This window comes from Mesorhizobium sp. P2_F7 (assembly GCF_056403695.1).
The window spans coordinates 933,503-949,720 of record NZ_JBFUFA010000001.1 but is presented as its reverse complement, the minus strand read 5'-3'; the positions used below and the strand labels follow the sequence as shown (position 1 = coordinate 949,720).

The window sequence follows — 16,218 nt, the reverse complement described above, 5'->3', positions numbered from 1 at the left end:
GTTCTCAGGCTTCGCGGAACCGGTATCCGACTCCGTAAAGCGTTTCGATCATTTCGAAGTCATCGTCGACGGCCTTGAACTTCTTGCGCAGCCGCTTGATGTGGCTGTCGATGGTGCGGTCGTCGACATAGACCTGCTCATCATAGGCCGAATCCATCAGCGCATCACGGCTTTTTACCACGCCGGGGCGCTGCGCCAACGAGTGCAGGATGAGAAATTCGGTGACGGTCAGCGTTACCGGCTCGCCCTTCCAGGTGCAGGTATGGCGTTCCTGGTCCATCACCAGCTGGCCGCGTTCCAGCGAACGGGCCTGCTGGCTCGGCGCCTTTGCCGCAGCCTCGCGGGCACTGGCGCGGCGCAGCACGGCGCGCACCCGCTCGACCAGCAGGCGCTGCGAGAACGGTTTGCGGATGAAATCGTCGGCGCCCATCTTGAGGCCGAAAAGCTCATCGATCTCGTCGTCCTTCGAGGTCAGGAAGATCACCGGCAGGTCGGACTTCTGCCGCATCCGGCGCAGCAGCTCCATGCCGTCCATGCGCGGCATCTTGATGTCGAGGATGGCGAGATTCGGCGGGCGCGCCGCCAAGCCTTCCAGCGCCGACGCTCCATCCGTGTAGGTCTCGACACGGTACCCCTCGGATTCGAGGGCGATCGAGACCGACGTCAGAATGTTGCGATCGTCATCGACAAGCGCGATTGTTGCCATTTCAAGCGGCTCCCTCATGAGCTGGTCCCTTCTGTCTTAGAGAAGGGGCTTTTGCAGGACAAATTAGGTACAAAATGTGGCACAGGCTCCATCCGCTGTCGCGGACGACTTGCCGGCGGTCGCAATCGCACCTCTACACGGATTGGACGAACACTGTGTGCCAATCCTTTGGGCAACCACTGTGATTTTTTGCACATATAAACGATTTAAACAACTTTCAAATTTTTTAAATCGATTAATGATTTGATATCATTTGGGTTTTCTGGTTCTGACCGTCTCAGCCCACCTCGCGGGCATGCCGGAAATACGCCGGCAAACTGCGGCGAATCCAGAAGAAGGGACCCTTGATGTCGGAAGTCGGCAAACGCAATTCCGCCTGCGCGATCGATCGTATCGGCCTGAAAACCACCGGCACGGTGCATTATAATTTCGGTGCGGCCGCCCTTTACGAGGATGCGATCCGCCGTGGCGAGGCCAGGTTGACCGCCGGCGGCGCGCTGCTTGCCGAGACTGGCCAGCACACCGGCCGCTCGCCCAAGGACAAGTTTGTCGTGCGCGACGGTGACACCGAGGCCCATATCTGGTGGGACAACAACAAGGCGATTTCGCCCGCCCAGTTCGAAACGCTGTTTGCCGATTTCCTCGTCCACGCCGCGGACAAGGATCTCTATGTGCAGGATCTCGTCGGCGGCGCCGATGCCGAGTTGAAGCTGCCGACACGCGTCATCACCGAATTCGCCTGGCACTCGCTGTTCATCCGCAACCTGCTCATTCGCCCCGATGCGGCCGAGCTCGATGAGTTCGTGCCGGAAATGACGATCATCGACCTGCCGTCCTTCCGCGCCGACCCAGCCCGCCACGGCAGCCGCACCGAAACGGTGATTGCGGTCGACCTGACCCGCAAGATCGTGCTGATCGGCGGCACCTCCTATGCCGGCGAGATGAAGAAGTCGGTATTCACCATGCTGAACTACCTGTTGCCGGCCAAGGGCGTCATGCCGATGCACTGCTCGGCCAATGAGGGGCCGGCCGGCGACGCCGCGATCTTCTTCGGCCTTTCCGGCACCGGCAAGACGACGCTGTCGGCCGATCCGTCGCGCACGCTCATCGGCGACGACGAGCATGGCTGGGGCCCGCACGGCATCTTCAATTTCGAAGGCGGCTGCTACGCCAAAACGATCCGGTTGTCGGCCGAGGCCGAGCCGGAGATCTTCGCCACCACGCAGCGTTTCGGCACGGTGCTGGAAAATGTCGTGCTCGACGCCAACCGCGTGCCGGATTTCAACGACGGCCGGCTGACCGAAAACACGCGCTGCGCCTATCCGCTCGACTTCATCCCCAACGCCTCGAAGACCGGACGCGCCAGCCATCCGAAAAACATCATCATGCTGACCGCCGATGCTTTCGGCGTCATGCCGCCGATTGCCCGGTTGACGCCGGCGCAGGCGATGTATCACTTCCTCTCCGGCTACACCGCCAAGGTGGCCGGCACCGAAAAAGGCGTGACCGAGCCGGAAGCGACGTTCTCGACCTGCTTCGGCGCCCCGTTCATGCCGCGTCACCCCAAGGAATACGGCAATCTGCTGCGCGAGCTCATCGCCCGCCACGGTGCCGATTGCTGGCTGGTCAACACCGGCTGGACCGGCGGCGCCTACGGCACCGGCAAGCGCATGCCGATCAAGGCGACGCGCGCCTTGCTGGCCGCAGCGCTTGACGGTTCGCTGAAGGCGGCCGGCTTCCGCACCGACGCCAATTTCGGCTTCGAGGTGCCGGTGGCCGTGCCGGACGTCGACAGCGCCATTCTCGACCCGCGCTCGACCTGGGCCGACAAGGCTGCCTATGACCGCCAGGCGGCAAGGCTGGTCGGCATGTTCGCCGTCAACTTCGAGAAATTCGAAAGCCATGTCGATGCCGTCGTGCTCGGTGCCGCGCCGCGTCTGCAGGAGGCTGCGGAGTAATCGCGACGTTGCTCTCGGTAGGTCGTTGAAAGGCCCGGTCCCGATCGGGCCTTTTCTTTTTCGGTCCGCCGCGCCATGACTGCAGCATGCCGATCGACGACATCATCATTGCCGACGAAGCCGTGATCCACCAGGGCGACCTGCACGAGGATTTCATCCGCTCGTCCGGCCCCGGCGGCCAGAACGTCAACAAGGTTGCGACCGCGGTGCAATTGCGCTTCGACGCGGCCAACGCCACGGGTCTGTCGGAAAGTGTGCGCGCACGCACCATCAAGCTGGCCGGGCAGCGCGCCACCAAGGACGGCGTCATCGTCATCGAGGCAGGGCGCTTCCGCACCCAGGAGCAGAACCGGGCCGATGCCCGGGCAAGGCTGACGGCGCTGGTCGCCAAGGCCGCCGAACCGCCGCCGCCGCCACGCAAGAAGACCAGGCCGTCGAAAGGCGCGGTGGAGCGGCGTCTGAAGAGCAAGGCCGGGCGCGGCACGATCAAGAAGCTGCGCGGCCGGGTGGATAACGACTAGAGCGGTTCACCGTTTCACGGAAACGGCGAACCGCTCTATCTCTTTGTTCTTGCGCAATTCCGGACGGAAAACCGATCACACTTTTCCTGGAATTGCTTTAGGTTGAAGGGCGTCGGCGGCTTTCGGGTCGCCGTTTTCGGTTGGCGGTGGCATTGTTGCCCGGATCAACCTGGGTCCACTGATGCTCGTTCTGCCCCAAGGCGTCCGCCATATGCCTGGTTATCTGCCCCGCGCGGCGCAGGAAGCGCTGGTCGACGCGGTCAGGGACGTTGTGCAGCAGGCGCCGCTGTTCGTGCCGGCCATGCCGCGCACCGGCAAGGAGATGAGCGTGCGCATGACCAATTGCGGCTCGCTTGGCTGGGTCACCGACAAGCAGCTGGGATATCGCTACCAGCCGACGCATCCCCTGACCGGAGAGCCATGGCCGCCGATCCCGGACGCGCTGACGCAATTGTGGCAGGAGGTCGCCGCCTATCCCCGCCCACCGGAGGCTTGCCTGGTCAATTTCTACACGCAGGACGCCAAAATGGGCCTGCATCAGGACCGCGACGAGGCCGATTTCTCAGCGCCCGTGGTGTCGGTCTCGCTTGGCGACGACTGCCTGTTCCGGGTCGGGCTGACGACACGCGACGGCGGTACGAAGTCGTTTCGGCTGAAAAGCGGCGATGTCGTCGTGCTCGGCGGCGAAGGCCGGCTCTGCTTCCACGGCGTCGACCGCATCTATCCTTCGACCTCGGCGCTGCTGAAGAACGGCGGCCGCATCAATCTGACGCTGCGTCGGGTGACGAAGGCAGTCTAGCGTCGTTGCGGACAAGGACCCTCAACGTTTCGTCCTCGGCGATCTGCCGGTAGCCTTGCATGAAGCGGACGAAATCCTGCCGGCCGGACAGCTCGGTCAACCACAAGATGTCCGCTTTCTGCACAATCACCAGCGATGGCCGCCTGGTTTCGAGTTGGGCAAGCTTGTCATCGATGTAGCGATCGGTGATCTGCCGGTAGTGTTCGGCCGCCGCCAGGTTGCCGCTTTGCGCCTCGACCTGCGCGAAATAGGTGGCGAATCCGCCAAGCCAATCGCTGCAGTAGATCGAGATCCAGCTGCCACCGACCATCCGCGTCAGTGGATGGCCCGCGGCAATGTCCGAGCCCATGAGCGCGACCGTCGGATGGTCTACCACGGCCTTTATCGTGGCGACGAAATCGGCATCAGGTTTCTGGCTGGGCCAGAAGGGGACAGCATTGGCCAGGATGGCGAGGCCGAGCAAAAGCATGCGCGCCGGCCCCATGCTCGTGCTCGATGGCGATTGCCTTGCGGGGTCGATCTGGACGGCTCTGAGCAGCAACGCTCCGGCCATCAGGCTGATCGCCGGAAATGCATGATAGGGCCAGCCCTTGGCCTGATAGACGAGAGGCACGGTGGCCGCCAGCGACGCCAGGACGAACACCATGACCAATGGCGACAAGGTGAGGCCTGGCCGAAGCAAACGCAGCATGTAGAGTGCGACGAGATAGGCCGGTGCGTATTTGAGCAACAGCGCTTGCACGACCCGCAGCCGCATATAGGTGTCGGCCAACACCGGGTAGATAGTGTTGAGGAACTCTGGATAGAAGTACAGCACCGCGACGAGATAGGCGACGCAGACCAAGCCGATGACCCAGTATTCGATGCAGAAGAGCGACCGGATCGACCGGCGCCGCCAGGCCACGTAGAGCGCCGGAACCAGCACCATCAGCGCATAGTAGGGTTTCACCAGCAGCAGTACGCTGCCGCAAAGGCCGGCCAGTACCGCTATCGGCAAGCTCGGCCTGCGCCCTTCCGTCGGCGCGGCGCGCCAGGCCATCAACACCAGCAAAGGCAGAAACAGGGCGATGCCCAGATGCTCCCGCTCGCTGAAAGCATTGCCGGGAAGAATGATCAACAGTGCCAGGAACAGCGGCAACATCGAGAACAGGATGCGGTTCTCGGCAAAGCTGGCCAAACTGGCGATCCGCACGGCAAAGCCGAGACCCAGCAGGCAGATCGCATAGGCATAGATGTGAATGACGGCTTCCGGCGAAATGCCGAGCGCATGCGCCAGGGCCACGGCCGGCATGAACAGCCATGGCGTGAACGGCGGATTGACCTCGAAGAGATCGACATAGAGCCGCGAGCCGGCAAGCACCTTCTCGGACATGGTGATTGCCCAACTGGTGTCGGGTATGACACCCCAGCGCATCTGCCAGGGCACGGCGGCCGCCAGCACCAGCAGGCACAAGACCAGAGTCCGCGGCAGCGCTCGCGCGCTGCCCTGGGCCGAAGTCATGGCGGCCCTCTCGATGAGCGAAGCGCGGATCTCCGTACTCATCGGGCCGCCACGAAGACGAATTTGCGCAGGATGATGAAGTTCAGGACCGGAACCAGGACGGAAGCGATTGCCACCGGCACCCATGGCGGCAGTCCGGCTACGTCGGCAAGGATCACGGCCAGTCCGACCGAGAGCAGAAATCCGATCGCCGTGGCACAGGCGAAGCGCACGATCTCGAAGCCAACCGCGCCGTCCGACATGAACGTTACGAAGCGATGCCCGCAATAGGAGAACACCGCGCCGGCGCCGTAGCCGGCGATCGAGGCGAATGTCGCCGGCATGCCGAAGCCATGCCGGGCCGAAAGCGCCAGGGTCAGCACGGCGTAGATCAGGGTCGATACGCCGCCGATTGCGGCAAATCGCAGGGTTCGCGCTGGCTCCGAACGGCCCATGGCCCATGACCAGACGCCGGGCAAAGGATCGTTGACCGCCTGGCGCACAGTCAACCGAACCGGCGTTCGCGCGTCGCGGGCGTCTTTTTCGACGCCTGGGAATTGCTCATCGCGGCGACCGCTTCCTCGAAGCCGGTCAGCCGGTCGACGACGTAAAGCGGCCGCCGTTTCACCTCGGCATGAATGCCGCCAACATAAAGGCCGATGACGCCGGTCATCAGCAGATTGATGCCCGACAGGAAGGAAATGATCACCACCGTCGATGTCCAGCCATGGACCACGCCGCTGACAAACAGCCAGGAAAACACCGCGTAGAGGCCGAGCAGGGCGGCGAGGCCGGAAATGGCCAGACCCGCCCACAGCGCCAGCCGCAGCGGCTTGTCGGAAAAGCTGACGATGCCGTGCACGGCCAGCCGCACCATCTTCCAGAACGGATATTTGGTTTCGCCTGCCGCCCGCATCGGCCTCTCGAACGGCACGGCGGTCTGCTTGAAACCCATCCAACCGAACATGCCGCGCACGAAGCGGTCACGCTCGGGCATGCGCTTGAAGGTTTCTAGCGCCTTGCGTCCGATCAGCCGGAAATCGCCGACGTCGCGCGGGATGTCGACGGAGGTCATCTTCTCGATCAGCCGGTAGAAGATACTGGCGCTGACCCGCTTGAACCAGGTTTCGCCCTCACGCCGGATGCGTCGCGCATAGACGATCTCGTAGCCTTCTTTCCACTTGGCGACGAGATCGAGCACCACCTCCGGCGGATCCTGCAGGTCGGCATCCATGACAATGACGGCCTCGCCGGCGGCCGCATCCATGCCGGCTGTAATGGCGATCTGGTGGCCGAAATTGCGCGACAACTCGATCAGCTTGAAGCGATCATCCTCGGCTGCCATGCCGCGCAGGAAGATGACGCTGGTGTCGCGGCTGCCGTCGTCGACGAAAATTGCCTCGGCACGACCGTCCAGTTTGTCCAGCAGCATGCCGATGCGTCGCACCAGCAGCGGCAGCACCGCTTCCTCGTTGAAGATCGGAATGACCAGGGAATAGACCGGGGCCTTGCGGCCCACGGCATCGCTCGCATTGACCACCGCTTGCTCCCGACCCGCTGGAATTGCAGCAAAAACTAGCCGGGATTGCCTAAAGTGCCGTTAACCCAGTCGTCACAGTTTCCTGAGCGCCACTTCCTCAACCAGGTGATTGGCGCCCTTGCGCAGGATGAGGTCGGCGCGCGCCCGCGTCGGCACGATGTTCTCGCGCAGGTTTTTCAGGTTGATGTTGGCCCACAGGCCTTCGGCGATGGCGCGCGCGGCGTCTTCGGAAAGCTGCGAATAGCGGTGGAAGAAGGAGTCCGGATTGCGGAAGGCGGTCTCGCGCAGCCGCATGAAGCGGGCGATGTACCAGTGATGGATCAGCTTCTCGTCGGCATCGATATAGATGGCAAAGTCGAAGAAGTCTGACAGGAATGGCACGATCTTGCCGTCCTTCGGCAATTTGCCCGGCTGCAGCACATTGATGCCTTCGAAGATCAGAATGTCGGGCCGGTCGATGGTGACGAACTCGCCGGGAATGACGTCATAGGTCAAATGCGAATAGACCGGCGCGCGGACATTGCGCTGCGCCGACTTGATGCCCGAGAGAAAACGCAGCAGCGCGCCGACATCATAGCTGTCGGGAAAGCCCTTGCGCTCCATCAGATTGTCGCGCCGCAACACCTTGTTGGGGAGCAGGAAACCGTCAGTGGTGATGAGGTCGACCTTGGGGCTCGACGGCCAGCGCGCCAACAGCTCCTTCAGCACACGGGCCGTGGTCGACTTGCCGACCGCGACCGAACCGGCAATGCCGATGATGAATGGCGTCTTGACCACGTCCAATGCGTTGAAGAAGGCCTGGCGCTGCCGAAACAGCAGCTGGCTGGCCTCGACATGCGCTGAAAGCAGGCGCGACAGCGACAGATAGATGCGCTTGACCTCTTCGAGGTCGACCGGGTCGTTGAGCGAGCGCAGACGGTTGATCTCGTCCTCGGTCAGCGTGAGCGGCGTGTCGGCGCGGAAGTTCGACCATTGCTCGGCAGAAAAGAAACGATAGGGGGAATATTTCTCGGTCGGAGCGAGCTGGTCCATCGAGTTTCCTGCCCTCCTAGAGCATGATGCCGAAAAGTGTGAAGCGGTTTTCGGACGACATCATGCTCCATCTTTGAATTTAGAGACGGATTCAGATTTCAGGCCTTGGCCTGAAATCATCCGGCTCTAGCGGTCAATCCTTCGACCGCGAAGCCTTTTCGGCGACGCCCGAACGGCCGGTACGACCCTCAAGCTCGCGCAGTACGTCGTCCAGCGGAACCCCCGCAATCCCAAGCACGACAAGCCAATGATATATAAGATCGGCACTTTCGGAAACGAGGGCTTTCTTGTCGCCTTTGACGGCGGCAATAACGGTCTCGACCGCCTCCTCGCCAAGCTTCTGCGCGGCCTTGTCCATGCCCTTGGCAAACAGTTTCGCCGTCCACGAGTCCGGGTCGCCGGACTGGGCACGTTGGGCGATGATTGTCTCCAGCTCGGAGAGCGAGAATTCAGCCATGGCGCGGTAGCAAGCCTTTCTTAGCCGGAAACGCTCTAGGGCCGATCGACGGATGAGTCCAGCCGCATCGGCAGCCCGGCCTTGGCCATATGCGCCTTGGCTTCGGCAATCGTGTAGGTGCCGAAATGGAAGATCGATGCCGCCAGCACGGCACCGGCATGGCCGTCGCGGATGCCCTCGACCAGATGATCGAGCGTGCCGACACCGCCCGATGCGATCACCGGCGCGCGCACAGCATCCGCAATCGCGCGGGTCAGCGCAATGTCGTAGCCGGCCTTGGTGCCGTCACGGTCCATCGAGGTCAACAGAATCTCGCCGGCGCCACGGTCGACCATTTTTCGGGCAAATTCGACCGCGTCGATGCCGGTTTTTTCGCGGCCGCCATGGGTGAAGATTTCCCAGCGGTCGGCCTCACTGGGCGCCGACACCTTCTTGGCGTCGATGGCCACGACGATGCACTGGTTGCCAAACTTGTCGGCGGCTTCCGCAACGAAATCCGGGTTCTTCACAGCCGCGGTGTTGATCGACACCTTGTCGGCGCCGGCCAAAAGCAGCTTGCGGATATCGGCGACCTGGCGCACGCCGCCGCCGACGGTCAGCGGCATGAAGCATTGTTCGGCGGTGCGGGCGACGACGTCGAAGATGGTTTCCCGGTTGTCCGACGACGCGGTGATGTCGAGAAAGCAGAGCTCGTCGGCGCCGGCCGCGTCATAGGCCTTGGCCGCTTCGACCGGATCGCCGGCATCGACCAGATCGACGAAGTTGACGCCCTTGACGACGCGGCCGTTCTTGACGTCGAGGCACGGGATGACGCGGGCCTTCAGCATCAGTCCTTCTCCATCGTCGCCAGCAATTCGGTGAGCAGTTCGCCGACCAGCGGCGGAACCTCGGCCTGCGCGTCGAAGGCCGGATCGTAGGCCGAGATGGTGATGCCGGAAATCGGCAGCAGACCGGCCATGCCGCACACCGCCTGGCGCAGCTGTCTCGGCTCCGGACCGCCCGGCGTGGTGTAGCGGTTGGCCTGCAGCGCATCGGGATCGTGTACGTCGAGATCGAGATGCAGATGGACCCGCTTGGCGTCCGGCGCCTTCAGCCGGCCGCAGGCCGTTGCCCAGTCGGGGCATTCGGCGCGGATCACCGGCAGCGTCTTCAGCAGCTCCTTTTCGGCGGGGTCGAGATCGCGTGCATTGACCAGCACGCAGCGGGACGGATCGATCGGTTTGAAGCCGGGGATGGAAGAGGCCATCGGCTTCCAGCACAGGCCGAGCACCGTCGCCAGCGCCATGCCGTCGAGAAAGCCGTAGACGGAGGTTTCCGGCGTGTTGAGGTCGCCATGCTGGTCGGCCCAGATGATCGCATCGGCATCTTCGCCGGCGACCGCACCGGCTGATGTCAGGCAGTTGCCGGCAAGCACGATCGGAAACCGGCCGCGGTCGATGGCGATGCGGACTTCGCCGGAGACGGCGTTGCAGACAGCAAAACCGGTCGCGATCTCGCGCTCCTGCTCATCGCCGACCCTGCCGATATCGGTGACGGTGACGTCATGGCCGGCCAGCGTCAACGCATCGACAAGCCCGCCGGCGACGATCGCGTCCGGTCCCTGGCCCATGCCGCCGTGATAGTGGCCGCTGTCATAGGAGGCGAGGATGATGGAGATTTTCACGTGCGGGTCTCCATTGCCTTGCCCCGCAGCACCGCCAGCGCCTCGGCCGGATCGATGCGCCCGTCATAGAGCGCACGGCCGGAAATCGCGCCTTCGAGCTTTTTCGCATCGGGCATGGTCATGCGCACAATATCGGCGATCGAGGCCAGCCCGCCCGAGGCGATGACGGGGATCGACACTGCGTCGGCAAGGTCGATCGTGGCATCCCAGTTGATGCCGGTCAGAACGCCGTCGCGGTCGATGTCGGTGTAGATGATGGCGGCCACGCCGGCGCCTTCGAATTTCTGCGCCAGTTCGATGACGCCGAGGCTGGACGCCTCGGCCCACCCCTCGACCGCCACCTTGCCGCCCTTGGCATCGATGCCGACGGCGATCTTGCCCGGAAACTTCTTGCAAGCTTCCTTGACCAGGTCAGGATCGCGCACCGCCACGGTGCCGAGAATGACGCGGGCCAGCCCGCGGTCGAGCCAGTCTTCGATCTGCGCAATCGTGCGGATGCCGCCGCCGAGCTGCACCGGGTTCTTCGTCGCCTTGAGGATGGCGCCGACCGCAGCACTATTGATGCTCTGGCCTTTGAAGGCGCCGTTGAGGTCGACGACGTGCAGCCACTCGAACCCCTGATCCTCGAAGGCCTTGGCCTGCGCCGCCGGGTCGTCATTGTAGATGGTCGCGGTCGCCATATCGCCGTGCTTGAGCCGCACGCATTTGCCGTCCTTGAGGTCGATGGCGGGAAACAGGATCACGGTCAGGCGCCCTCGACGATTGCAAAATGTCCGGTCGACGCCGCCCGCCTGTGTTTCAGCGCCCTTTGATAGGCTTCGGAACGATAACAGTTCAGTGCCGTCTCATAGGAATCGAACTCCACCACGACATGCCTGCCGAAATCCGACCCTTCGGGGTTGGTGACATCGCCTCCGCGGACGAGATAGCGGCCTCCGAAGCTGGAAATGGCATCGCCGATGGCGTCGCGGTAGCCTTGGTAGCCTTGCGGATCGGTCACCGTGAGCATGACGATCCAATAGCCCTTCTTGCTCATCAGGGTCTCCAGCGCAGGAAATTGGTGATCAATGCCAGGCCGAGCGCCTGGCTTTTCTCGGGATGGAACTGCGTGCCGGCGAGATTGCCGCGCGCGACCGCGGCTGTCACCGGGCCGCCATAGTCGGCGACGGCCAGCACTTCGTCGGCCTTCTGCGCATCGAGATGATAGGAATGGACGAAATAGGCGTGCAGGCCCTTGGGCCCGGTCGCAATGCCGGAAAACAGCGGGTGCTTTCGGTTGAGATCGATCGTGTTCCAGCCGATCTGCGGGATTTTCAGCGTGGGATCAGCGGGCGTGATCTCCTTGACGTCGCCGGCAATCCAGCCAAAGCCCTTCGTCACCGTCTTTTCCAGGCCGCGCTCCGACATCAGCTGCATGCCGACGCAGATGCCGAGGAATGGCCGCGCCTTGGCGATGGCCACTTCCTCCACCGCTTCCCACATGCCGGCGACGCCGTGGAGGCCCGCCGCGCAATCGGCATAGGCGCCGACGCCGGGGAGAACGATGCGGTCGGCGCTGCGCACGCGCTCGGCATCGGCGGTGAGCTCGATGGCAGCGGCAATGCCGGCTTCATGCGCGGCGCGCTCGAAGGCCTTGGTGGCCGAGCGCAAATTGCCCGACCCGTAGTCGATGATCGCAACCCGCATGTCAGGCTTTTCCCGGCGTATGGGTCAGCCCCAGCGTCAGGCCGGTCTGTGCCGGCCGGGCAAGGCTGGCGTCCGGCACGATGCGCGGCAGCGGCGCCGGCTCATCCGCCAGCGTCTCGGCGTCCAGCGTCTGACGGATATCGGCATCGTCCAGATTGCGGGCCTCGACGACGCCCCATTCATGCCAACCACGGCGGCGCAGGGCTGCGATCCGCAACCCCTGGCCTTCCAGGCCGATATAGAGCGAGACCAGCAGCGATAGCGCCGAGCTTGCCCAATCCAGTCCCAGCCTTTGGCCGAGCAGCGAGATGAGGCCCATGGCGACAAAGGCGAGCGCGGCCTCGACCCATAGTTTGTGCCAGGCGAGCCACAGTGGCGCCAGCAGGAAAGCCAGCCAGGAAAAGCCGTCGCGGACAAAGGCGGTGGCGTCGGCCGCCTCGGTGCGGCCTGGCGGTTCCATCACGACATAGATGGCCATCAGCCTACCCTTTCAGAGATCCCTTGGTGGAGGGAACCGCGTCCGGCTGGCGCGGGTCGCGCTCCAGTGCGAAACGCAGCGCACGCGCCACCGCCTTGAAGCAGGTCTCGGCGATATGGTGGTTGTTGGCGCCATAATGATTGGTGACATGCAACGTGATGCCGGCATTCTGCGCCAGCGCCTGGAAGAATTCTCGCACCAGTTCGGTGTCGAACGTGCCGATCTTGGGCGACGAGAAGGCGACGTTCCAGACCAGGAATGGCCGGCCGGACACGTCGATCGCGGCACGCGTCAGCGTCTCGTCCATGGCAAGGTCGATGGAGGCATAGCGCATGATGCCGCGCCGCTCGCCCAGCGCCTTGGCCAGCGCCTGACCGATCGCAATGCCGGTGTCCTCGACCGTGTGGTGGTCGTCAATGTGCAGGTCGCCCTTGGCCTTGACCGTGATGTCGATCAGCGAATGGCGCGACAGCTGGTCGAGCATATGGTCGAAGAAGCCGACGCCCGTCGACATGTCGGAGATACCGGTGCCGTCGACATGAACCGAGACCGCGATCTCGGTTTCCTTGGTCTTGCGGCTGACTTCGGCGGATCGGGGCGCCATGACCTTGTCCTTGTCTTTGGGCAAACGACTGGGGGCGAAACGGAAAGACAATGCCTCCAAGCGCTCATTTGCTTGAAAACGAAAGCCTTCTAGCAGCATGATCCGGCGATTGCCAGTTGCGATGCGGGCCGCTATCGAGCCGGTTTGCAATCACCAGCCCCATGCATACATATGGCCGATCGAAATCACTCGTACCGCGCCAATCGCCTCCATCGGGATCGCGCGAATCGGAGCACCAAATGTCGAATGAACTGACCATGCACGCCACGACCATCGTGACGGTGCGCAAGGGCAACAAGGTGGTAATCGCCGGCGATGGCCAGGTCAGCCTTGGCCAGACCATCATGAAAGGCAACGCCAAAAAGGTGCGCCGCATCGGCAAGGGCGGCAATGTCATTGCCGGTTTCGCCGGCGCCACAGCGGATGCCTTCACCCTTTTGGAGCGGCTCGAAGCCAAGCTCGAACAATATCCCGACCAGCTGACGCGCGCCTGCGTCGAGCTCGCCAAGGACTGGCGCACCGACCGCTATCTGCGCCGGCTGGAAGCCATGATGCTTGTCGCCGACAAGTCGGTCTCGCTAGCGCTGACCGGCACCGGCGACGTGCTCGAGCCTGAATTCGGCGTCATGGCCATCGGCTCCGGCGGCAATTATGCACTCGCCGCGGCCCGTGCGCTGATGGACACCGACAAGGATGCGGAGGAGATCGCCCGCAAGGCGATGCAGATCGCCTCCGACATCTGCGTCTACACCAACAACAATTTCGTCATCGAAACGCTCGATGCCGCCTGAGCCGCCGGTGCTCTACGATTTTCGACCGGTGACGGAAAAAGACCTGCCGATGATCGCCGGCTGGCTGGCCGAGCCGCATGTCGCCGAATGGTGGGACGATCCGGAGACGGAAATCGCCGGCATTCGCGAGCATATCGACTCGATTTCAGTCGAGCCGCTGATCGTCGAGCTCGACGGCAGGCCGATCGCCTATCTGCAGAGCTACGATCCGCATCTCGAGGATGGCCATCCCTATGCCGACCAGCCTTTCGGCACGCTCGGCATCGACCTGTCGATCGGCGTGCGGGACCTTGTCGGCAAAGGTCACGGCTCGGCCATTGTCAGGCAGTTCGTCGAACAGCTGTTCGAGGAAGGCGCGCCGCGCGTCATCATCGATCCGCATCCCGGCAATGGCCGCGCCATCCGGGCCTATGAAAAGGCTGGGTTCCGCGCCATTGATCGCAGGCACTCGGAATATGGCGACGTCGTGCTGATGGCCGTCGATGCCGAAGGCGACGCGCAAGAGGGGGAATAGACTGATGACGACACCGGGCGGGGACAAAAATTACTCGGCCTATGAAGACAGCTGGCGGATGGGGCTTCTGCTCGTGCTCGCTTTGCTCATCTTCCAGGCCGGCGCGCTGTACGGCATGGGCCGAACGCCGATCTGCACTTGCGGCTACGTCAAACTCTGGCAAGGCGTGGTGATGAGTTCGGAGAATTCCCAGCATATTTCCGACTGGTACACCTTCTCCCACATCATCCACGGCTTCCTGTTCTACGCCTTGGCCTGGTTCCTGTTCCCGCGCTCGCCGATCGGCCTGCGCCTGGCTTTTGCGGTCGTCATCGAGGGCGGCTGGGAGCTGCTCGAGAACAGCCCGTTCATCATCGACCGCTACCGCGCCGGCACCATTTCGCTGGATTACTATGGCGATTCGATCATCAACTCGGTGTCCGACACACTCGCCATGGTGCTGGGATTTGTGATGGCGCGAAAGCTACCTATATCTGTGATCGTCGGCCTCGCCCTCATCTTCGAACTGGGTGTCGGCTACCTCATCCGGGACAATCTGACGCTCAACGTGATCATGCTGCTGCATCCGTTCGAGTCCATCAAGCAGTGGCAAAGTGGAATTTAGTGATATGACCACCTTCTCTCCCCGTGAAATCGTTTCGGAACTCGATCGCTTCATCATCGGCCAGAAAGACGCCAAGCGCGCTGTGGCCATCGCCTTGCGCAACCGCTGGCGCCGCCAGCAGCTGGAAGGCCAGATGCGCGAAGAGGTGATGCCGAAGAACATTTTGATGATCGGCCCGACCGGCGTCGGCAAGACCGAGATCTCGCGCCGCCTGGCGCGGCTCGCCGGCGCACCTTTCGTCAAGGTCGAAGCGACGAAGTTCACCGAAGTCGGCTATGTCGGCCGCGATGTCGAGCAGATCATCCGCGACCTCGTCGAGATCGCCATCGGCCTGGTGCGCGAAAAGATGCGCGAAGACGTCAAGGCGCGCGCCCACCTCAACGCCGAGGAACGCGTGCTGGAGGCCCTCGTCGGCAAGACGGCAAGTCCGGCCACCCGCGATAGCTTCCGCAAGAAGCTGCGCGACGGCGAGCTCGACGACAAGGAAATCGAGATCGAAGTTGCCGACACCGGCACCGGTGGCATGCCCGGTTTCGAGATTCCCGGCATGCCGGGCGCCAATATCGGCGTGCTCAACATCAACGACATGCTGTCGAAGGCGATGGGCGGCAAGAAGACCAAGGCGCGCAAGACGACGGTCAAGGAATCCTATGCGCTGCTGGTCAACGACGAGTCCGACAAGCTGCTCGACCAGGACGAGGTTGTGCGCCGGGCGCTCGATGCAACGGAAAATGACGGTATCGTCTTCCTCGACGAGATCGACAAGATCGCCTCGCGTGAGGGCGGCATGGGCGCCGGCGTTTCGCGCGAAGGCGTGCAGCGCGACTTGCTGCCGCTGATCGAAGGCACGACGGTAGCGACCAAATACGGACCGTTGAAGACCGACCACATCCTGTTCATCGCTTCGGGCGCCTTCCACGTTTCCAAGCCGTCAGACCTGTTGCCGGAATTGCAGGGCCGCCTGCCGATCCGCGTCGAGTTGAGGGCGCTGGAGAAGGACGATTTCGTTCGTATCCTGACCGAGACGGAAGCCAGCCTGATCAAGCAGTATATCGCGCTGATGAAGACGGAGGGTGTCGACCTGACCTTCACCGACGACGCTATCGATTCGCTGGCCGGCATCGCCGTCGACCTCAACGCCAGCGTCGAAAACATCGGTGCCCGGCGGCTGCAGACGGTGATGGAGCGCGTGCTGGACGAGATCTCCTACGACGCGCCCGACCGCAACGGCACCAGCGTCACCATCGACGCCGCCTATGTGGAAAAGCATGTCGGCGACCTCTCGCGAAACACAGATTTGTCGCGATTCATCCTTTAAACGAGGGTGCCGGGTCAGTCCGGCGCCGGTTCAGGCGACAATTTCCGGCAAACAGCATGATGTGTGG

Annotated in this window: 20 protein-coding genes; 7 read left to right on the top strand and 13 right to left on the bottom strand. The window is 63.0% G+C overall.

The features are described 5' to 3' along the window. Nucleotides 1–4: 4 nt before the first annotated feature. Nucleotides 5–706: a response regulator transcription factor gene (locus AC1DZ8_RS04370; RefSeq protein WP_010912942.1), complete on the bottom strand. Its 702-nt coding sequence runs from the start codon at nucleotides 704–706 to the stop codon at nucleotides 5–7. A gap of 347 nt (nucleotides 707–1,053) precedes the next feature. Between AC1DZ8_RS04370 and AC1DZ8_RS04365 the strand changes: the two genes are divergently transcribed. The 3 genes from AC1DZ8_RS04365 (at nucleotide 1,054) to AC1DZ8_RS04355 (ending at nucleotide 3,984) form a co-directional block, all read left to right on the top strand. Continuing rightward, nucleotides 1,054–2,664, top strand: a complete 1,611-nt coding sequence (locus tag AC1DZ8_RS04365) for a phosphoenolpyruvate carboxykinase (protein ID WP_477308419.1) — start codon at nucleotides 1,054–1,056, stop codon at nucleotides 2,662–2,664. 86 nt (nucleotides 2,665–2,750) lie between these two features. Further along, nucleotides 2,751–3,185 carry an alternative ribosome rescue aminoacyl-tRNA hydrolase ArfB gene (arfB, locus tag AC1DZ8_RS04360; RefSeq protein WP_477308421.1) on the top strand — a complete coding sequence of 145 codons (435 nt, stop codon included), beginning with the start codon at nucleotides 2,751–2,753 and terminating at the stop codon, nucleotides 3,183–3,185. A 181-nt stretch (nucleotides 3,186–3,366) separates the two neighbouring features. After that, nucleotides 3,367–3,984, top strand: a complete 618-nt coding sequence (locus AC1DZ8_RS04355) for an alpha-ketoglutarate-dependent dioxygenase AlkB (RefSeq protein ID WP_477308423.1) — start codon at nucleotides 3,367–3,369, stop codon at nucleotides 3,982–3,984. On the opposite strand, the gene AC1DZ8_RS04350 is transcribed toward AC1DZ8_RS04355, so the two are convergent. The 12 genes from AC1DZ8_RS04350 to hisB form a co-directional block, all read right to left on the bottom strand. Beyond that, nucleotides 3,947–5,527, bottom strand: a complete 1,581-nt coding sequence (locus AC1DZ8_RS04350; RefSeq protein WP_477308425.1) for a hypothetical protein — start codon at nucleotides 5,525–5,527, stop codon at nucleotides 3,947–3,949. The two genes, AC1DZ8_RS04355 and AC1DZ8_RS04350, sit on opposite strands and share 38 nt — an antisense overlap. Continuing rightward, nucleotides 5,524–5,919, bottom strand: a complete 396-nt coding sequence (locus AC1DZ8_RS04345) for a GtrA family protein (protein ID WP_477308427.1) — start codon at nucleotides 5,917–5,919, stop codon at nucleotides 5,524–5,526. The genes AC1DZ8_RS04350 and AC1DZ8_RS04345 overlap by 4 nt, the downstream gene beginning before the upstream one ends. 50 nt (nucleotides 5,920–5,969) lie before the next feature. Continuing rightward, the gene (locus tag AC1DZ8_RS04340) at nucleotides 5,970–7,004 is read right to left on the bottom strand and encodes a glycosyltransferase family 2 protein (RefSeq protein WP_477308429.1); all 1,035 of its coding nucleotides are present in this window, start codon (nucleotides 7,002–7,004) and stop codon (nucleotides 5,970–5,972) included. A 72-nt stretch (nucleotides 7,005–7,076) separates the two neighbouring features. Further along, nucleotides 7,077–8,036 carry a type I pantothenate kinase gene (gene coaA / locus AC1DZ8_RS04335; protein ID WP_477308431.1) on the bottom strand — a complete coding sequence of 320 codons (960 nt, stop codon included), beginning with the start codon at nucleotides 8,034–8,036 and terminating at the stop codon, nucleotides 7,077–7,079. Nucleotides 8,037–8,169: 133 nt separating this feature from the next. Continuing rightward, nucleotides 8,170–8,493, bottom strand: a complete 324-nt coding sequence (locus AC1DZ8_RS04330; protein WP_477308433.1) for a phosphoribosyl-ATP diphosphatase — start codon at nucleotides 8,491–8,493, stop codon at nucleotides 8,170–8,172. Nucleotides 8,494–8,528: 35 nt separating this feature from the next. Continuing rightward, nucleotides 8,529–9,323 carry an imidazole glycerol phosphate synthase subunit HisF gene (gene hisF / locus AC1DZ8_RS04325; protein ID WP_477308507.1) on the bottom strand — a complete coding sequence of 265 codons (795 nt, stop codon included), beginning with the start codon at nucleotides 9,321–9,323 and terminating at the stop codon, nucleotides 8,529–8,531. Further along, the gene (locus AC1DZ8_RS04320) at nucleotides 9,320–10,156 is read right to left on the bottom strand and encodes an arginase family protein (RefSeq protein ID WP_477308435.1); all 837 of its coding nucleotides are present in this window, start codon (nucleotides 10,154–10,156) and stop codon (nucleotides 9,320–9,322) included. Before AC1DZ8_RS04320 ends, hisF begins: the two co-directional genes overlap by 4 nt. Then, the gene (gene hisA / locus AC1DZ8_RS04315) at nucleotides 10,153–10,899 is read right to left on the bottom strand and encodes a 1-(5-phosphoribosyl)-5-[(5-phosphoribosylamino)methylideneamino]imidazole-4-carboxamide isomerase (protein ID WP_477308437.1); all 747 of its coding nucleotides are present in this window, start codon (nucleotides 10,897–10,899) and stop codon (nucleotides 10,153–10,155) included. Before hisA ends, AC1DZ8_RS04320 begins: the two co-directional genes overlap by 4 nt. A gap of 2 nt (nucleotides 10,900–10,901) precedes the next feature. Continuing rightward, nucleotides 10,902–11,192 (bottom strand): DUF1330 domain-containing protein, encoded by a 291-nt coding sequence (locus AC1DZ8_RS04310; RefSeq protein ID WP_477308439.1) that lies wholly within the window; start codon nucleotides 11,190–11,192, stop codon nucleotides 10,902–10,904. Further along, entirely contained in the window at nucleotides 11,192–11,842 is a 651-nt protein-coding gene (gene hisH / locus AC1DZ8_RS04305; RefSeq protein WP_477308441.1) for an imidazole glycerol phosphate synthase subunit HisH, read from the bottom strand. The genes AC1DZ8_RS04310 and hisH overlap by 1 nt, the downstream gene beginning before the upstream one ends. Nucleotide 11,843: 1 nt before the next feature. Then, nucleotides 11,844–12,320, bottom strand: coding sequence for a DUF2628 domain-containing protein (locus AC1DZ8_RS04300; protein ID WP_477308443.1), 477 nt, complete (start codon nucleotides 12,318–12,320; stop codon nucleotides 11,844–11,846). A gap of 4 nt (nucleotides 12,321–12,324) precedes the next feature. Next, the gene (hisB, locus tag AC1DZ8_RS04295; RefSeq protein ID WP_477308445.1) at nucleotides 12,325–12,924 is read right to left on the bottom strand and encodes an imidazoleglycerol-phosphate dehydratase HisB; all 600 of its coding nucleotides are present in this window, start codon (nucleotides 12,922–12,924) and stop codon (nucleotides 12,325–12,327) included. A 239-nt stretch (nucleotides 12,925–13,163) separates the two neighbouring features. Here hisB and hslV point away from each other — a divergent pair, with 239 nt between their 5' ends. From hslV to hslU, 4 genes are read left to right on the top strand one after another with little or no spacing between them, the layout of a single operon-like run. Continuing rightward, the gene (gene hslV / locus AC1DZ8_RS04290) at nucleotides 13,164–13,715 is read left to right on the top strand and encodes an ATP-dependent protease subunit HslV (protein WP_112559910.1); all 552 of its coding nucleotides are present in this window, start codon (nucleotides 13,164–13,166) and stop codon (nucleotides 13,713–13,715) included. Continuing rightward, entirely contained in the window at nucleotides 13,705–14,229 is a 525-nt protein-coding gene (locus AC1DZ8_RS04285; protein WP_477308447.1) for a GNAT family N-acetyltransferase, read from the top strand. Before hslV ends, AC1DZ8_RS04285 begins: the two co-directional genes overlap by 11 nt. A 4-nt stretch (nucleotides 14,230–14,233) precedes the next feature. After that, the gene (locus tag AC1DZ8_RS04280) at nucleotides 14,234–14,833 is read left to right on the top strand and encodes a DUF2585 domain-containing protein (RefSeq protein ID WP_477282811.1); all 600 of its coding nucleotides are present in this window, start codon (nucleotides 14,234–14,236) and stop codon (nucleotides 14,831–14,833) included. 4 nt (nucleotides 14,834–14,837) lie between these two features. Beyond that, complete coding sequence (gene hslU, locus AC1DZ8_RS04275; RefSeq protein ID WP_023714505.1) at nucleotides 14,838–16,151, top strand: ATP-dependent protease ATPase subunit HslU; 1,314 nt, start codon at nucleotides 14,838–14,840, stop codon at nucleotides 16,149–16,151. The last annotated feature ends 67 nt before the right edge of the window (nucleotides 16,152–16,218 follow it).

Bases quoted from the DNA above. Each gene is read 5' to 3' on its own strand.
- AC1DZ8_RS04370 (WP_010912942.1), bottom strand. From the start codon at position 706: ATGGCAACAATCGCGCTTGTCGATGACGATCGCAACATTCTGACGTCG.
- AC1DZ8_RS04365 (WP_477308419.1), top strand. From the start codon at position 1,054: ATGTCGGAAGTCGGCAAACGCAATTCCGCCTGCGCGATCGATCGTATC.
- arfB (WP_477308421.1), top strand. From the start codon at position 2,751: ATGCCGATCGACGACATCATCATTGCCGACGAAGCCGTGATCCACCAG.
- AC1DZ8_RS04355 (WP_477308423.1), top strand. From the start codon at position 3,367: ATGCTCGTTCTGCCCCAAGGCGTCCGCCATATGCCTGGTTATCTGCCC.
- AC1DZ8_RS04350 (WP_477308425.1), bottom strand. From the start codon at position 5,527: ATGAGTACGGAGATCCGCGCTTCGCTCATCGAGAGGGCCGCCATGACT.
- AC1DZ8_RS04345 (WP_477308427.1), bottom strand. From the start codon at position 5,919: ATGGGCCGTTCGGAGCCAGCGCGAACCCTGCGATTTGCCGCAATCGGC.
- coaA (WP_477308431.1), bottom strand. From the start codon at position 8,036: ATGGACCAGCTCGCTCCGACCGAGAAATATTCCCCCTATCGTTTCTTT.
- AC1DZ8_RS04330 (WP_477308433.1), bottom strand. From the start codon at position 8,493: ATGGCTGAATTCTCGCTCTCCGAGCTGGAGACAATCATCGCCCAACGT.
- AC1DZ8_RS04310 (WP_477308439.1), bottom strand. From the start codon at position 11,192: ATGAGCAAGAAGGGCTATTGGATCGTCATGCTCACGGTGACCGATCCG.
- hisH (WP_477308441.1), bottom strand. From the start codon at position 11,842: ATGCGGGTTGCGATCATCGACTACGGGTCGGGCAATTTGCGCTCGGCC.
- AC1DZ8_RS04300 (WP_477308443.1), bottom strand. From the start codon at position 12,320: ATGGCCATCTATGTCGTGATGGAACCGCCAGGCCGCACCGAGGCGGCC.
- hisB (WP_477308445.1), bottom strand. From the start codon at position 12,924: ATGGCGCCCCGATCCGCCGAAGTCAGCCGCAAGACCAAGGAAACCGAG.
- hslV (WP_112559910.1), top strand. From the start codon at position 13,164: ATGTCGAATGAACTGACCATGCACGCCACGACCATCGTGACGGTGCGC.
- AC1DZ8_RS04285 (WP_477308447.1), top strand. From the start codon at position 13,705: ATGCCGCCTGAGCCGCCGGTGCTCTACGATTTTCGACCGGTGACGGAA.
- AC1DZ8_RS04280 (WP_477282811.1), top strand. From the start codon at position 14,234: ATGACGACACCGGGCGGGGACAAAAATTACTCGGCCTATGAAGACAGC.
- hslU (WP_023714505.1), top strand. From the start codon at position 14,838: ATGACCACCTTCTCTCCCCGTGAAATCGTTTCGGAACTCGATCGCTTC.